Source organism: Pseudomonas sp. BF-RE-25 (assembly GCF_019956105.1).
Lineage (GTDB): Bacteria > Pseudomonadota > Gammaproteobacteria > Pseudomonadales > Pseudomonadaceae > Aquipseudomonas > Aquipseudomonas migulae.
Map to the genome: position 1 here is coordinate 112,433 of NZ_JAHBDB010000044.1, position 14,777 is coordinate 127,209.

The following is a 14,777-nucleotide window of genomic DNA, read 5'->3' on the forward strand; positions in this document are numbered from 1 at the left end:
CCGATCCCTGTAGGAGCGAGGCTTGCCCGCGAAAGCGGTGTATCAGTCAACATAGGTGTTGAATGTAATTACGCCTTCGCGGGCAAGCCTCGCTCCTACAGGGTTTTGCGTTATTTCCAGAGGTGGATCGGCCAGCCGGCTTTTTCGGCGTGCTCGCGCAATACCGGATCAGGGTTCACCACGTGTGGGAAATCTACCTTCAGCAACAGCGGTAAATCGTTACGTGAGTCGGAATAGAAACTCGCGCCCTCCAGGTTTTCCTCTTCCGCATCCAGCCATTCCAGTAAACGGGTGATCTTGCCTTCGCGGTAGGTCAGCGTGCCGACGGTGTTGCCGCTATAGACCCCATGCAGCACTTCCAGCTCGATGCCCAGAATCTCGTCGATGCCCAAGCGGTCGGCAATCGGCCTGACAAGGTGCGTACCCGACGCCGAAATCACCAGTATCCGGTCACCGGCCTTGCGATGGGCTGCGATGGCTTTGGTTGCGTCGCTGAAGATGATCGGTTCGATGAAGTCTTCAACCCACGGCCCGACCAAGTGGTCGACCTCTTCGGGTGTGCGCCCGATCATCGGTTCGAGGCTGAAGGCCATGTACTCCTCCATGCGCAACTTGCCGTGGCTGTAAGCGTCCATCAGTTCGTTGTTCTGACGCATGAACGACTCGGGATCGACCCAGCCCAGCCGGCCCATCTGTTCGCTCCAGAGGGTGGCGCAGTCGCCGTGGATCAGGGTTTCGTCCAGATCAAAAATTGCCAGGGCCATCAGTGCAGTTCTCTCTTCAACATCAGCAAAGTCATCAGGCTACCTCACACAGGGCCGTCGGATCGATGGAAAGCGCCAGACGCTGACCATCGGGATGCAAATCGGCCGCCGAGCGGTTGAGCACATCCACCACCAATTCCACGCCCCTGGCCTCGATCCGGTAGCGAATCACGTTGCCCAGCAGGCTGTGGCTGCGCACTTGTGCGTCAAGTTCGCCGTTCAGGCTCAGTTCGATGGCTTCCGGGCGAATCGCGATGCGATGCGTAATCGGTCGTTGCAGCAATTTCGAGGCATTGTCGGCGTCGAGCAGGTTGTAGTTGCCGATAAAGCCGGCAGCGAACACATCCACCGGCGCGGTGTAGAGGGTTTCGGCGTCGCCGCTCTGTACGATCTTTCCCTGATTCATCAGGAAAATCCGGTCAGACATGGTCAGCGCTTCTTCCTGATCGTGTGTGACGAAGATCGTGGTCAGGCCCAGCTCGCGCTGGATCTGACGGATCTGTTCGCGCAAATGCTTGCGAATTCGCGCATCAAGGGCCGACAGCGGTTCGTCCAGCAGCAACAGGCGTGGACGGGTCACCAATGAGCGGGCGAGGGCGACGCGCTGGCATTGACCGCCGGACAGTTGGTGCGGATAACGGGCGGCGAAATCGTTGAGCTCCACCAGTTTCAATACTTCGGCAACGCGCTTTTGGCTGTCGTCGCTGTTGACCTTCTGCATGCGCAAACCAAAGGCGACGTTTTGCTCCACGGTCATGTTCGGGAACAGCGCATAGCTTTGAAACACCATGCCGATCCCGCGTTTCTGCGGGCTCAGCGGCACGATGTCGACACCATCCAGCAAGATCTTGCCGCCATCTACCGAGGTCAGCCCGGCGATGCAGCGCAGCAGCGTGGATTTGCCGCAACCGGACGGGCCGAGCAGGGTGACGAATTCGCCCTTCTGGATTTCGCAGTTGATGTCGCTGAATACGGTGGTGCCTGCATAGTTTTTCTGCAGATGTTGGACGCTGACATAGCTCATTCGCTTTTGTCCTTGTTCAAGATATTGGCCGCCCAGGTCAGAACCAGTACGAAGAAGAAGTAGGAAATCACCAGCGCACTGGTGAAGTGGCCGCTGCTGTTACGCATGTTGTTGAGGTAGACCTGCAGGGTTTCGTAGCGGGTGCCGACGAGGATGTTGGCGAACACGAACTCACCGAACAGGAACGAGAATGACAGCAGCAACGCCACCATCAGACCCTTGCGCAGGTTCGGCAGCACCACCAGGAATGCCGCCTGAAAAGTGCTGGCTCCGAGCAGTTGGGCGGCGTCCATCAGGTCGCGCAGGTTGATCGCTTGCAGGTTGTTGGTGATCGCGCGGTACATGAACGGCAGCGCCACGGTGAAGTAGCAGCCGATCAGAATCCACGGCGTGCCAACCATCGCGAACGGCCCCGAACCGTAGAGCTGCAACAGCCCCACCGACGACACCACCGGCGGCACCGCGAAGGGCAGCAGGATCAGGATGTTCATCAGCGCATCGAGTTTCGGGAAGTGGTAATGCACCACGAACAGCAGCGGCAGAATCAGCACCACCGACAGGATCAGCGCACCGATACAGACCAGCAGCGATTGGCCAAAAGCACTCAGGAATCGCGGATCGCTCCACAGCTGCACATACCATTTGACGGTGAAGCCGCTGGGCAGAATGGTCGCCGACCAACTGCTGGCAATCGAGTAGATCAGCGTGCCAACCAGTGGCAGCAACAGAATGGCAAACAGCAGGTGAACCACGACGCGGTGATAGATACCGACGGGGCCCAATTCAGCGCGAGACATGGTAGCTCCTCTTCAACAGCAGCTGATGCACGATGGTGACCAGGGTCATCAACGCCACCAGCACAACGGCCAGCGCACTGGCGAGGTTCGGGTCCAGGGAAATGTCACCGGAGACCATCGCCGCAATACGGATCGGCAGCACGTTGAAGTTGCCGGTGGTCAGTGCGTAAACCGTGGCGTAGGCGCCGAGGGCGTTGGCCAGCAGGATCACGAAGGTGCCGAGCAGTGCCGGCGTCAGCACCGGCAAACCGATGTGTCGCCAGAACTGCCAGCCGTTGGCGCCCAGCAGCGCGGCAGATTCACGCCAGTCCTCGCGCAGGGCGTCGAAGGCCGGGTAGAGCAGCAGCACACCGAGTGGGATCTGGAAATACGTGTAGAGAATGATCAGCCCGGTTTTCGAGTACAGGTTGAAATCCTGAATGATCCCGGCCTGCTTGAGCATGATGGTGATGCTGCCGTTGAAACCCAGCAGGATGATGAACGCGAAGGCCAAAGGCACGCCGGCAAAGTTGCTGGTCATGTTGGCGAAGGCGTTGACGAAGTTGCGCAGCTTCGAATCGACACGGCGCAGGGAATAAGCGCCGAGCACCGCGATGATGATCCCGAACACGCTGGACCAGAAACTGATCTCGAGGCTGTACTGGATCGCCTGCAAATAGAACTTCGAATTGAAGATTTTGGTGAAGTTGGCCAGGCCCCAGCCGAACTCTTCCGATTGCAGACTGTTGATCATCACCCAGATGAGTGGGGCGATCTCGAAGACGATAAAAAACAGTGCGAAGGGCACGAGGCACAAGGCCGCCAGCCATTTGCCGCGAGTCATGGCATTCACTTGAGCAGCTCCCGGCACACTGGTTTGTCGTGGGCCACGCCCAGCAGTTCGCAGACGGTGCCGCAGATGTCTGTCTGTTTCGGTTCGGCGCCGGCGTTGAAGCTGAAGGCGTCACCGAGCACGAATAGTGGCACTTCGCGTTCCTCCGGCAGCAGACCGTTGTGGGAGCGGTCGTTGTTCATGCCGTGGTCGGCGGTCACCAGCACCTGGTAACCGGCGTCGAGCCAGCCTTGCAGGTAGTCGGCGAGGATAATGTCCGCCGAGCGTGCACTGTTACGGTATTGCGGGGTGTCGAGGCCGTGCTTGTGCCCGGCGTCGTCGATGTTCATGGGGTGCACCAGGAGAAAATTCGGTGCATGACGCAGGCGCAGGTGTTCCGCGTCGGCGAACAGGTGCGAGTCCGGGTAGTGATCGTTCCAGTAGAAATGACCGTGCTGGATCGGCAATTCGGGGGCGTCGGTGTGACGGTCGCGGGCGGCCACGAACGGCGAACGGTTGTACAGCTCGCTGACCCAGTGATAAGCCGCAGCAGCGGTTTTCAGGCCCGCTTCGCTGGCGTAGTGATAAATGCTGCGTTGGTTGGACAGGCGCGAAACGTTGTTGTGAACGATACCGCTATCGATCGGCGTGACGCCGGTCAGGATGCATTCATACAGCGGACGGGACAGGGCCGGCAGTTCGCACTCCAGTTTGTAGAGTGCCGCGCGTCCTGCGCCGACGTAAGCCTGCAGGTGCCCCATGGCGTGGCACGCAACCTCGTAATTGAGGCCGTCGAGCACGACAAGGATGACGTTGTGCTTCATAGGGGCGGGACTCCGCGAAAACGGGAATATGGGATTTAACGCGGTCCACTGTGGGAGCGGGCTTGCTCGCGAATGCGTTATCACATTCAACATATGTGTCGAATGGACAGCCGCATTCGCGAGCAAGCCCGCTCCCACATTGGATCTTCATCAAGCATCCAATGTGGGTTTTACCGGGTTACTTCATCTCGACGATGACTTCTTCGTTCCACTTCTGCGGCAGAGCCTTGGAAGTTTTTTCCCACGCATCCGCGTCTTTGATCGGCGTGACCTTTTTGTACTGCTCGTTCGGCAGCAGCTTGGCCTGGACTTCGGCTGGCAGGGTCAGGTGCTCGGCACGGATCGGACGGGCGTTACCCTTGGCCAGGTTGATCTGACCGGCATCGCTGAAGATGTATTCACGAGCCAGTTTGGCGGCGTTCGGGTTCTTGGCGTATTTGTTGATGATGGTGGTGTAACCGGAAATCACCGAACCATCGGAGGGGATCAACACCACGTAGTCATCCGGATTGGCCATCTTGGCCTTGTAGCTCAGACCGTTGAAGTCCCAGACCACGCCGACCTCGATTTCACCCTTTTCCATGGTGGCAATCGTCGGGTTGGCCATGGACAGGCGGCCTTGTTTCGCAATGTCAGCGAACAGCAACAGGGCAGGCTGAAGGTTTTTCTCGTCGCCGCCGTTGGCAAGGGCTGCCGCCAGAACGCCGTTGGCGGCCTGAGCGGCGGTGCTCACGTCACCGATGGATACTTTGTATTTACCGGTTTTAAGGTCGGCCCATTTGGTCGGCGCTTCCGAACCGTGCAGCAGCTTTTTGTTGACGATGAACGCGATGGTGCCGGTGTAGGCCAGTGCCCAGTTGCCGTCCTTATCCTTCGCCCAGGCAGGCACCTGATCCCAGGTGCTTGGCTTGTACGGCTGGACCACGCCTTGCTTGACCGCGATAGGGCCGAACGCTGCACCGACGTCGCCGATGTCGGCCGTGGCGTTGTCTTTTTCAGCGGCGAACTTGGCGATTTCCTGCGCCGAGCTCATGTCGGTGTCGATGTGTTTCAGGCCGTAGATCTTGGCCAGGTCTTCCCAGGTGCCTTTCCAGTTGGCCCAGTCATCGGGCATGCCGACGCTGTTGACCGCACCTTCCGCTTTCGCAGCGGCTTCGAGGGTTTTCAAATCATCAGCCGCCATGGCGGCGGTGCACATGGCAATGGTCGAACCTAACAGTGATGCCAGGAAAAGCTTTTTCATCCGAAGCTCCTTTGGGCGTTTTCAACGCTGCGATTGCGGTTGTGTTGGTCTAGGTCAGCAATACCTGAGCCAATCTAGGCGCCCCTGATGACATTTTGATGTCGACCAGCGGTCCGTCTGCATTTTCTTCAGATCAACGCTCAGGCTTGCGAGTAAGCGTAGACCATGGCTAAAGAACTGATATGAAAGGACTTGGCCGTTAAATTGCACACGTTTGACTGCACCGTTCAGCACCTTTGTCATCTGTCAGTCATGTGCAGTGCCTAGGCTTGCTGAAAGTTGACGGAGTCGTTTCAAATGACGGTTCTGCTCCGAAACAGTGCTGGTCTAGTCCAGATAGGTAACGTTGATGCGCATCGAGACAACCAAAGCGGTGACAGCCATCGGGCAGGTTCTTCAGGAACAGCTCGACCACGGCCTGTTGGCGCCTGGCAGCAAGTTACCGGCGGAGCGCAAGCTCAGTGAGTTGTTCGGCACGACACGCATTACCGTGCGCGAAGCGTTGTTGCAGCTGGAGGCTCAAGGGCAGATTTATCGCGAAGAGCGCCGGGGCTGGTTCGTGTCGCCACCGCGCCTGGCTTACAACCTGATGCAGCGCAGCCACTTTCACGCGATGGTCAGCGCTCAAGGGCGGGTGCCGTCTACCGAGGTGATTTCGGCACGCTTGCAGCCTGCGTCGGCGGCGGTCTGTGCCTGGTTGCAGTTACCGGCGTTGTCGAGCGTGATTCAGATTTGCCGCGCGCGGCGAATTGATGAGCGGCTGGTGTTGTACGTGGAGCACTACCTCAATCCACAGTATTTTCCGGGGATTCTGAAGTTTGATCTGAATCAGTCGATCACCGAGCTGTACGCGCGGCATTACGATTTGCATTACGGGCGGGTGCGCTTCGAGATCGTGCCGACGGCGTTGTCGGTGGATGCGGCGGCGGCGTTACGGGTGTCGGTCGGCAGCCCGGGATTGCGCATTGCCCGGGTCAATTACGACCAACACGAGCGGTTGATCGATTGTGACCTGGAGTTCTGGCGGCACGATGCGATCCATGTCGGTGTTGATGTGGTCTGAGCCTGGCCGCCGCAGGTCTTGGTTTTTCATTACCCGAAGCGGTAAATGTCCATGCCCAGCGCGCCCATGGTGAAACCCTGGTGGCTGACGCTGAATGCTCCGCCGGCACTGCGGGCAAAGTACAACGGCAACAAATGTTCATCGCTCGGGTGGTTGCGCACGGCGTTCGGTGCTTGCTGGCGATAGTCGTGTAACGCGGCTTCGTCGTTGGCCTCAAGTTTCTCGATCATCCAGTCGCGAAACACCTTCGCCCACGGTTCTACGCTTTCCGGTCCGGCGTGCCAGTCCAGTTCGCGCAGGTTGTGGGTGATGCTGCCGGAACCGATCAACAGCACGCCGTGTTCGCGCAGGCTGCTCAGGGCATGGCCGACGCGGGTTTGCAGCGCAGGACCGCCGCGTGTTGGTAGCGAGACTTGCACCACCGGGATATCCGCCTGCGGATACATCAACGACAACGGCACCCAGACGCCATGGTCGAAGGGCCGTTTACTGTCGATGCGGGCGGGCAGGTCACTGCGTTTCAGCAACTCGACAACCTCAGCGGCCAGTTGTGGATCGCCGGGTGCCGGGTATTGCACCTCGAACAACGCCTTGGGAAAGCCGCCGAAGTCATGCCAGGTTTCAGGCTGTGGATTGCCGCTGACCAGCAATTCATTGCTTTCCCAATGCGCGGAAACAATCACGATGGCCCGGGGTTTCGGCAATTCGGCAGCCAGGCGCGCGAGGGCCGGCCCACTGGCACCGGGTTCCAGTGCCAGCATGGGTGAGCCATGAGAGATATAAAGGCTGGGGAACATGAAGGAGCTCCTGAGAGTAAGATGGGCCCATCTTCAGTCAGATCATTGATCTAAATCTAATATAAGTTTTAGGGTGTTTTGATCGAATTTTCGGAGATATTTATGCAGCCGGAGTTTTGGCACAAGCGATGGCAGTCGAATCAGATCGGCTTCCATCTGCCGCAGGTGAACCCTTATCTGCAACGTTTCTGGCCGCAATTGGGGCTGGAGGAGGGGGCGCGCGTACTGGTGCCGTTGTGTGGGAAAAGTCTGGATTTGTTGTGGCTGGCGCACCAAGGGCATGAAGTCCTGGGAATTGAGCTGTCGGAAAAGGCTGTCGAAGATTTCTTCAGCGAACATCACTTTGACCCGAACATCACTGAGCAGGGGCCCTTCAAGGTCTATCGCGCAGGCTCGATTGAGTTGTGGTGTGGTGATTTCTTCGAGTTGACGGCCGGCGATGTTGCCGATTGCGCCGGCCTGTACGATCGGGCGGCATTGATCGCTCTGCCGCCGGCCATGCGCGAGCAATACGCGGCTCATTTGAACCGGATTTTGCCAAAGGACGCGTTGGGGCTTTTGATCACACTGGATTACGACCAGACGCAAAAGGACGGACCGCCGTTTGCCGTGCTTGATGATGAAGTGCAGCGGTTGTTCGGGGCTGTGTGGTCGTTGAAGATTCTGGAGGATCAGGACGTTCTGGGTGAGAGCTGGAAATTCGTCGAAAGCGGCGTGACGCGGCTTGAGGAGCGGGTTTATCGGGTTTCTGCCCGGTAATTGATGTTGCTTGCACTGGCCCCATCGCGAGCAGGCTCACTCCCACAGTTGACCGCAATCTCCTGTAGGAGCGAGGCTTGCCCGCGAAGAGGTCCTGATGAACACCGCATTAATCAAGCAGACAAAAAAAGGCCCGCATCACTGCGGGCCTTTTCTTTTAGTGCCGAGTCAAATCAGCCCCGACGACGCAATGCGTCGATGCGCTCTTCCAGCGGCGGGTGGCTCATGAACATGCGGGCGAACCCCTGTTTGATGCCACCGTTGATGCCGAAAGCATTCAGGGTGTCCGGCATGTGCACCGGCAGCCCTTGCTCCGCACGCAGGCGTTGCAGTGCGCCAATCATCGCGTTGGTGCCCGCCAGGCGTGCACCGGCTTCGTCGGCACGGAACTCGCGTTTGCGCGAGAACCACATGACGATGGAGCTGGCCAGAATGCCCAGGACCAGTTCGGCGAAGATGGTCGCGATGTAGTAGGCGATGCCCTGGCCTTCTTCGTTCTTGAAGATCACCTTGTCGACAAAGTTGCCGATGATCCGCGCGAAGAACATGACGAAGGTGTTCACCACGCCCTGGATCAGCGCCAGGGTGACCATGTCACCATTGGCCACGTGACCGATTTCGTGGGCCAGAACGGCTTTCACTTCATCCGGCGAGAATCGCTCGAGCAAGCCCTGGCTGACAGCGACCAGTGCATCGTTCTTGTTCCAGCCAGTGGCGAACGCGTTCGCCTCGTAGGCCGGGAAAATCCCGACTTCCGGCATCTTGATCCCGGCTTCGCGAGACAGTTGCTCGACCGTTTGCAGCAGCCATTGCTCGTGACGTGTGCGCGGCTGGGTGATGATTTGGGTGCTGGTGCTCATCTTCGCCATCCACTTGGAGATGAACAGCGAGAACAGGGAACCGGCGAAACCAAAGACCGCACAGAAAATCAGCAGCTGATTGAGGTTGAGATCAACCCCATTGGCCGCCATGAACCCGTTGAAGCCGAAAAGGCTCAGGGTGATGCTGGCAATCAGCACGACCGCCAGGTTAGTGGCCAAAAACAGCAGGATGCGCATCATGGTTGTAGAAATCTCCTTTTGCTAAAGATGTAGCGTACTGCGGGGTATATAAGGTGCTGCAACGGGCTATTCAACCGGGTGACTATTTCAAACTGTGTCCTACAGCAACAGTCTAGTCGCTTGCAGGGCATTTCCGACGTGGGCAGGGGAAGTGTTTGTCAGCCGATTCGCGTTGCGAGCCCCGTGATTGTTGGACGCGGTCACAAAGCTTGCTACCGGGCAGCGATTGCAGTGGGGATGTACGGCGAGGCTTAAAGATATGTTGCTGAATTAATCCTCGTGCGACTTTCGTGGAAAAGTCGCACGCGGCCAGACCGATTACTGGCGATAGGATTTGAGGAAGTTGCCGATTCGTCCGATGGCCATGTCCAGGTCGTCGACACGCGGCAGGGTCACGACGCGGAAGTGGTCCGGCCATGGCCAGTTGAAAGCGGTGCCTTGAACCACCAGCAGCTTTTCCGACAGGAGCAGGTCGAGCACGAATTTTTCGTCGTTGTGGATCGGGCAGACTTTCGGGTCGATGCGCGGGAACGCATACAGCGCGCCCATCGGCTTGACGCAGCTGACACCGGGAATGTCGTTGAGCAATTCCCAGGTACGGTTGCGTTGTTCCAGTAGGCGACCTTGCGGCAGGACCAGATCGTTGATGCTCTGATAACCCCCGAGGGCGGTCTGGATCGCGTGCTGGCTCGGCACGTTGGCACACAGGCGCATGTTCGCCAGCATGTCGATGCCTTCGATGTAGCTTTGCGCGTGATGTTTCGGACCGGAGATAGCAATCCAGCCAGAACGGAAACCGGCCACGCGATAGGACTTGGACAGACCGTTGAAGGTCAGGCACAGCAGGTCCGGGGCCAGGGACGCGGTGCAGATGTGCACGGCATCGTCGTACAGGATCTTGTCGTAGATCTCGTCGGAAAACACCACCAGGTTGTGCTGACGGGCCAGTTCCAGCATGCCCAGCAGGACTTCCTTCGAATACACCGCGCCGGTCGGGTTGTTCGGGTTGATGATCACCAGCGCTTTGGTATTGGGGGTAATCTTGGCCTTGATGTCGGCCAGGTCCGGCCACCAGTTGGCCTGCTCGTCGCACAGGTAATGCACCGGGTTGCCGCCCGACAGGCTCACGGCAGCAGTCCACAGCGGATAGTCCGGAGCCGGCACCAACACTTCGTCGCCGTTATTGAGCAGCGCTTGCATCGACATCACGATCAGCTCGGAAACGCCGTTGCCCAGGTAAATGTCTTCAATGCCGACGCCTTCTACCTGCTTCTGCTGGTAGTACTGCATGACGGCTTTACGCGCGCTGAACAGGCCTTTGGAATCGCTGTAGCCCTGGGCGGTCGGCAGGTTGCGGATCACGTCCTGGAGGATTTCATCCGGCGCTTCGAAACCAAAAGGCGCCGGGTTGCCGATGTTCAGCTTGAGGATGCGATGGCCTTCCTCTTCCAGGCGTTTGGCGTGCTTGAGCACTGGGCCGCGAATGTCGTAGCAGACGTTGGCGAGCTTGTTCGATTTGCTGACCTGCATGGCGATGTGTTCCCGAAAATGAACGATCCAGGCGGTGTATGAACTACCGTACTGGGAATCCTGCGTATTCACACAGGCTTGGCGCCTTGAGAGGCAGCACCCATAAATCCGTTTGAATGCGCGTGGTCTGGCTGCCAGACTGGCGTTTGACGAGGCGCAATCATACGTGCCGCCCGATCCGTGGAAAAGGTACAGATCGGGCTTTTTCAGCTGCTGAGGTGTGATGATGGAAAAGTTGGAAAAAACCCTGGAAGAATGGAAGGCCATGCTCGATCCGGAGCAGTACAACGTTTGCCGCCTCAAGGGCACCGAACGGCCGTTTTCCGGCAAGTACAACGGCACCAAAACCGACGGTGTTTACCACTGCATCTGCTGCAATGAGCCGCTGTTCGACTCAAAAACCAAATTTGACTCTGGCTGCGGCTGGCCGAGTTTCTATGCGCCGATCGGCGACAGCGCCATGACTGAAATCCGTGATGTCAGTCACGGCATGATCCGTACCGAAGTGGTCTGCGCCAAATGCGATGCGCACTTGGGGCATGTGTTCCCGGATGGTCCGCCGCCGACCGGCCTGCGGTATTGCATCAACTCGGTGTGCCTGGATCTCGTTCCGCGTTAGTAACTTCACCGCAGTCCTTGTAGGAGCTGGCTTGCCAGCGATGAGTCCCTCGAATTTTGCATTGCGTTTGAGAACGCCATCGCTGGCAAGCCAGCTCCTACAGTTTGTGTAGCGTGGTCGAGGATCGATTAATTAAATTGCACACAATTCAATTGCTCGCTATGTTTGTCTCATCTTCTTTCATTCGAGAGTCCGAATCATGAGCGACAACCTGCTGAGCATCCCTTGCACCACCATCAAGGGTGAGAAAAAGACCCTGGCGGATTACGCCGGCAAAGCGGTGCTGGTGGTCAACACCGCGAGCAAATGTGGCTTCACGCCGCAATACAAAGGGCTGGAAGAACTGTGGCAGACCTACAAGGATCAGGGGCTGGTGGTGCTCGGTTTCCCGTGCAACCAATTCGGCAAGCAGGAGCCGGGCAATGAAGGCGCGATTTCCGAGTTCTGTGAACTGAACTTCGGTGTCAGCTTTCCGCTGTTCAAAAAGATCGACGTTAACGGTGCCGACGCCCACCCGCTGTTCGTGCAGCTGAAAAAGCGCGCACCGGGTGTTCTGGGTTCTCAGGGCATCAAGTGGAACTTCACCAAATTCCTGATCGGCAAGGACGGCCAATTGGTCAAGCGCTTCGCTCCCGCGACCAAGCCGCAAGACCTCAGCCGCGAGATCGAAGCCCTGCTCAAATGAATACCTTGTCCGTCGATTCCCTGAAGCTCGACAGCCAGCTCTGCTTCAAGCTGTACGCCGCTTCCCGGGCGGTGATCCGTGCTTACAAGCCGATGCTCGATCAGCTCGGCCTGACGTACCCGCAATACCTGGCGATGCTGGTTTTGTGGGAATGGCAGGAGGCAGCACCGGAGCAGCCGACGGTCAAGGCGTTGGGCGAGCGTCTGGCGCTGGATTCCGGCACGTTGACGCCGCTGCTCAAGCGACTTGAACAACTGCAACTGGTGCAGCGACAGCGTTCAGCGCGGGATGAGCGTGAAGTGCACCTGAGCCTGTCGCCTACGGGCAAGGCGTTGCGCGATCAGGTCGGGCCGCTCAAAGCCCGACTGTTGTGTGACAGCGGTGTCGATCTGGATCGCTTGAATGATCTGCGCGAGGGGCTTGATCACTTGTTGGGACAAATCAAGGCACTGTCGTAGCGGGCATCCACAGGTCCAGCAGGGCAGCCAACTCTTCCCGGCGGAAGGGTTTGGCCAGGTAATCGCTCATGCCTGACGCACGGCAGCGTTCGCGTTCTTCGGACATGGCGTTGGCGGTCAGGGCGACGATGGGCAATTGCGGCCAGCGACCGCTGCGACGGATTTGCCGACTGGCTTCGTAGCCGTCCATTACCGGCATGTTGCAGTCCATCAGCACCAGATCGAATTCGCTTTGCTCCAGTTGATCCAGGGCCTCGCCGCCGTGGGCGGCGACAATCACCTCGCAGCCGAGTTTTCCGAGCATGCCCTTGGCCACCAATTGATTGACCGGATTATCCTCCACCAGCAGCACCCGTCCGCGCCGCTGGGGAGTGAGCGCCTCCAGTCGCGCATCGTTGATGGTGTTGATTTCCGGTTGCAACACTCGCCGCAGTGTCTGGTAAAGCGCATTGCGCGCCAGAGGCCGGGCCTGTTGTTGTAATGGCGCCAGGGCGCTGGCCTGTTCGCTGGGCATGAAACTGCCGTAAGCGGTCACCAGCAGAATCGGTGCGGTACAGGTGGGGCGCAGGCGAAACAGGCATTCCGGGCAATCGGTGATGACCACATCGGGCTTCAGACCGATCATCGCGTCATCGATCGAACGCTGCTGATAGTCGAGCCCCCAACCCGGCAACAAACTCTTCAACAGCTCCGCCAGGCCGCTGCTGGCGGTGGTGATCGCGATCACCTTGCCGTGCAGCGTGGCCGGGGCGAAGGCGCGGGTGTGGCTCGGCAGCGGCAGGTCGGCGCAGAACTGGCTGCCGAAACCGGCTTCCGAGCTGATGGTGAGGCGCCCTTGCATGGCTTCGCAGAGGTTGTAAGTCAGCGCCAGCCCCAGCCCGGTGCCGCCAAACTGTCGGGTAATGCCGGCGCCGGCCTGGGTGAATGGCTGGAAAATCTTGACCTGAGCGTCCTGGGCGATGCCGATGCCAGTGTCGCAGACTTCGATTCTGACGCCGTCTTCGTACGTCGACAGGCGAACATCGACCCGACCGAAACGGGTGAATTTGAGGGCGTTGGACAACAGGTTGCTGACTATCTGCCGGACCCGGGTCGGGTCACCGAGCACCAGCGCCGGGAATGTCGGTTCGATCAGGCACGTCAGTTCGACGCTTGGCGCCGCGTTTTGCGACAGCAGGTTGGCGGTGTCCTCGATCAGCGAACCGAGGTCGAACGGAATGTGTTCGAGTTCGAGCTGACCGGCGTCGAATTTCGACAGGTCGAGAATATCGTTGAGCAACTCCACCAGCACTTTGCCCGAGTCATGGGCGATAGACAGTTGTTGCTGTTGCTCGGCATTGAGCGGGCCGTCGAGGGACAGCGCGATCATCCCCAGCAAGCCATTGAGGGGCGTACGGATCTCGTGGCTCATGTTTGCGAGAAATACCGAGCGTGCCTCGGCCATGTCCAGGGCGGTGCTGCGCGCGACTTCCAGTTCCTGGTTGGACTGGCTGAGCCGGCTGTTGATCGCCTTGAGTTCGGCGGTACGCGCCGACACGATGTTTTCCAGTTGCCCGAGGTAATCGGTCAAACGGTTTTCAGCGTTGCGCCGCTGCTGGATTTCAGTGGCAATGTTCTCGAATTGCTGGTTGGCAACCTTGACCAGCACGCCGATCTCATCGTTTTTATGCCCGCTCGGATACTCCAGCCAGGTCGGTTCGACACTGCGCGGATCGCGGCTGCTGAGTTCGCGGATAACCCGCACCAGCGGTTTGGTCAGCATCACATAGAACAGCGCCAGCAGGATGCCGGTCAGGATCAGGCTGCGGGCAAAGCCGTTGAGCAGGGTCACTTCGGCCCGACGCAGGAAGCGGTTGCCGAAAGAATAGGTGTCGACTTCGAGGCGCAAGGTGCCAAGGGATTCGTTGGGCAAGTGATCCAGATACAGCCGGTCTTCGAACGCTCGGTTGGCACCGAACAGGAAATCGCTGATCACCCGATAGCTGCTCTGCGATGGCGGGCGCTTGACGCTGGCCAGTACCGAGCCGTTGTTGTCGGTGAGTTGCGCAGCGATGATCGCCGGTGAGCGCAGCAGGCCCAGGGTCAGTTCCTGGGCGAGTTCGGCGTCGATGTTGTAGGCAATGCGCGAAGCGGGGTTATGGCTGATTTCCAGCAAAGACACTATTTCACGGTTGATGGAGGCGTCTTCACTGGCATAATCGATGCCTATTTGCAGCAGGCTGAGCAGCGTACCCAGAATGAAACCGACCAGCACGGTAAGCCGGGCTTGCTTGTAGGACAGCCGGTTGGTGAACTTGATATCCATGGGGTGTCGAACCACTTCCGTTTCCCTTCGCTGCTCA

At 58.6% G+C, this 14,777-nt stretch carries 15 protein-coding genes; 5 read left to right on the forward strand and 10 right to left on the reverse strand.

Annotated elements, in window-relative coordinates:
- Nucleotides 1–110: 110 nt before the first annotated feature.
- The 6 genes from KGB24_RS20010 to KGB24_RS20035 all read right to left on the reverse strand — a co-directional run bounded on the left by KGB24_RS20010 (nucleotide 111) and on the right by KGB24_RS20035 (nucleotide 5,463).
- Nucleotides 111–764: an HAD family hydrolase gene (locus tag KGB24_RS20010; protein ID WP_192419335.1), complete on the reverse strand. Its 654-nt coding sequence runs from the start codon at nucleotides 762–764 to the stop codon at nucleotides 111–113.
- 34 nt (nucleotides 765–798) lie between these two features.
- On the reverse strand, nucleotides 799–1,788 hold the full coding sequence (locus tag KGB24_RS20015; protein WP_008030381.1) for an ABC transporter ATP-binding protein: 990 nt from the start codon (nucleotides 1,786–1,788) through the stop codon (nucleotides 799–801).
- Entirely contained in the window at nucleotides 1,785–2,585 is an 801-nt protein-coding gene (locus KGB24_RS20020; RefSeq protein ID WP_223415836.1) for an ABC transporter permease, read from the reverse strand. Before KGB24_RS20020 ends, KGB24_RS20015 begins: the two co-directional genes overlap by 4 nt.
- Nucleotides 2,572–3,408: an ABC transporter permease gene (locus tag KGB24_RS20025; protein WP_162130714.1), complete on the reverse strand. Its 837-nt coding sequence runs from the start codon at nucleotides 3,406–3,408 to the stop codon at nucleotides 2,572–2,574. Before KGB24_RS20025 ends, KGB24_RS20020 begins: the two co-directional genes overlap by 14 nt.
- Nucleotides 3,409–3,413: 5 nt before the next feature.
- On the reverse strand, nucleotides 3,414–4,220 hold the full coding sequence (locus KGB24_RS20030) for an alkaline phosphatase family protein (protein WP_223415837.1): 807 nt from the start codon (nucleotides 4,218–4,220) through the stop codon (nucleotides 3,414–3,416).
- Nucleotides 4,221–4,398: 178 nt separating this feature from the next.
- Nucleotides 4,399–5,463: an ABC transporter substrate-binding protein gene (locus tag KGB24_RS20035; RefSeq protein WP_008030373.1), complete on the reverse strand. Its 1,065-nt coding sequence runs from the start codon at nucleotides 5,461–5,463 to the stop codon at nucleotides 4,399–4,401.
- A 349-nt stretch (nucleotides 5,464–5,812) separates the two neighbouring features.
- Here KGB24_RS20035 and KGB24_RS20040 point away from each other — a divergent pair, with 349 nt between their 5' ends.
- Nucleotides 5,813–6,526 carry a UTRA domain-containing protein gene (locus tag KGB24_RS20040; protein ID WP_223415838.1) on the forward strand — a complete coding sequence of 238 codons (714 nt, stop codon included), beginning with the start codon at nucleotides 5,813–5,815 and terminating at the stop codon, nucleotides 6,524–6,526.
- Between the two features lie 29 nt (nucleotides 6,527–6,555).
- Here the strand turns inward: KGB24_RS20040 and KGB24_RS20045 are convergent, their stop codons facing one another.
- Nucleotides 6,556–7,323 (reverse strand): DODA-type extradiol aromatic ring-opening family dioxygenase, encoded by a 768-nt coding sequence (locus KGB24_RS20045; RefSeq protein WP_192419337.1) that lies wholly within the window; start codon nucleotides 7,321–7,323, stop codon nucleotides 6,556–6,558.
- 102 nt (nucleotides 7,324–7,425) lie between these two features.
- On the opposite strand from KGB24_RS20045, the gene KGB24_RS20050 reads away from it, so the two are divergent.
- On the forward strand, nucleotides 7,426–8,082 hold the full coding sequence (locus KGB24_RS20050) for a thiopurine S-methyltransferase (protein WP_008030367.1): 657 nt from the start codon (nucleotides 7,426–7,428) through the stop codon (nucleotides 8,080–8,082).
- A gap of 173 nt (nucleotides 8,083–8,255) precedes the next feature.
- Here the strand turns inward: KGB24_RS20050 and htpX are convergent, their stop codons facing one another.
- Together htpX and KGB24_RS20060 are read right to left on the reverse strand one after the other, a co-directional pair.
- A complete protein-coding gene (gene htpX / locus KGB24_RS20055) occupies nucleotides 8,256–9,143 on the reverse strand; it encodes a protease HtpX (protein ID WP_008030365.1) in 888 nt (295 codons plus the stop codon).
- 318 nt (nucleotides 9,144–9,461) lie between these two features.
- Entirely contained in the window at nucleotides 9,462–10,673 is a 1,212-nt protein-coding gene (locus tag KGB24_RS20060) for a pyridoxal phosphate-dependent aminotransferase (protein WP_008030363.1), read from the reverse strand.
- Nucleotides 10,674–10,899: 226 nt separating this feature from the next.
- Here KGB24_RS20060 and msrB point away from each other — a divergent pair, with 226 nt between their 5' ends.
- From msrB to KGB24_RS20075, 3 genes are all read left to right on the forward strand, one after another.
- Nucleotides 10,900–11,292: a peptide-methionine (R)-S-oxide reductase MsrB gene (gene msrB, locus KGB24_RS20065; protein ID WP_223415839.1), complete on the forward strand. Its 393-nt coding sequence runs from the start codon at nucleotides 10,900–10,902 to the stop codon at nucleotides 11,290–11,292.
- Nucleotides 11,293–11,491: 199 nt separating this feature from the next.
- Nucleotides 11,492–11,977: a glutathione peroxidase gene (locus KGB24_RS20070; RefSeq protein ID WP_008030357.1), complete on the forward strand. Its 486-nt coding sequence runs from the start codon at nucleotides 11,492–11,494 to the stop codon at nucleotides 11,975–11,977.
- A complete protein-coding gene (locus KGB24_RS20075; protein ID WP_008030355.1) occupies nucleotides 11,974–12,435 on the forward strand; it encodes a MarR family winged helix-turn-helix transcriptional regulator in 462 nt (153 codons plus the stop codon). The genes KGB24_RS20070 and KGB24_RS20075 overlap by 4 nt, the downstream gene beginning before the upstream one ends.
- On the opposite strand, the gene KGB24_RS20080 is transcribed toward KGB24_RS20075, so the two are convergent.
- Nucleotides 12,419–14,740 carry a response regulator gene (locus KGB24_RS20080; RefSeq protein WP_008030354.1) on the reverse strand — a complete coding sequence of 774 codons (2,322 nt, stop codon included), beginning with the start codon at nucleotides 14,738–14,740 and terminating at the stop codon, nucleotides 12,419–12,421. The genes KGB24_RS20075 and KGB24_RS20080 overlap by 17 nt on opposite strands.
- Nucleotides 14,741–14,777: the final 37 nt, after the last annotated feature.

Bases quoted from the DNA above. Each gene is read 5' to 3' on its own strand.
- KGB24_RS20010 (WP_192419335.1), bottom strand. From the start codon at position 764: ATGGCCCTGGCAATTTTTGATCTGGACGAAACCCTGATCCACGGCGAC.
- KGB24_RS20015 (WP_008030381.1), bottom strand. From the start codon at position 1,788: ATGAGCTATGTCAGCGTCCAACATCTGCAGAAAAACTATGCAGGCACC.
- KGB24_RS20020 (WP_223415836.1), bottom strand. From the start codon at position 2,585: ATGTCTCGCGCTGAATTGGGCCCCGTCGGTATCTATCACCGCGTCGTG.
- KGB24_RS20025 (WP_162130714.1), bottom strand. From the start codon at position 3,408: ATGACTCGCGGCAAATGGCTGGCGGCCTTGTGCCTCGTGCCCTTCGCA.
- KGB24_RS20030 (WP_223415837.1), bottom strand. From the start codon at position 4,220: ATGAAGCACAACGTCATCCTTGTCGTGCTCGACGGCCTCAATTACGAG.
- KGB24_RS20035 (WP_008030373.1), bottom strand. From the start codon at position 5,463: ATGAAAAAGCTTTTCCTGGCATCACTGTTAGGTTCGACCATTGCCATG.
- KGB24_RS20040 (WP_223415838.1), top strand. From the start codon at position 5,813: ATGCGCATCGAGACAACCAAAGCGGTGACAGCCATCGGGCAGGTTCTT.
- KGB24_RS20045 (WP_192419337.1), bottom strand. From the start codon at position 7,323: ATGTTCCCCAGCCTTTATATCTCTCATGGCTCACCCATGCTGGCACTG.
- KGB24_RS20050 (WP_008030367.1), top strand. From the start codon at position 7,426: ATGCAGCCGGAGTTTTGGCACAAGCGATGGCAGTCGAATCAGATCGGC.
- htpX (WP_008030365.1), bottom strand. From the start codon at position 9,143: ATGATGCGCATCCTGCTGTTTTTGGCCACTAACCTGGCGGTCGTGCTG.
- KGB24_RS20060 (WP_008030363.1), bottom strand. From the start codon at position 10,673: ATGCAGGTCAGCAAATCGAACAAGCTCGCCAACGTCTGCTACGACATT.
- msrB (WP_223415839.1), top strand. From the start codon at position 10,900: ATGGAAAAGTTGGAAAAAACCCTGGAAGAATGGAAGGCCATGCTCGAT.
- KGB24_RS20070 (WP_008030357.1), top strand. From the start codon at position 11,492: ATGAGCGACAACCTGCTGAGCATCCCTTGCACCACCATCAAGGGTGAG.
- KGB24_RS20075 (WP_008030355.1), top strand. From the start codon at position 11,974: ATGAATACCTTGTCCGTCGATTCCCTGAAGCTCGACAGCCAGCTCTGC.
- KGB24_RS20080 (WP_008030354.1), bottom strand. From the start codon at position 14,740: ATGGATATCAAGTTCACCAACCGGCTGTCCTACAAGCAAGCCCGGCTT.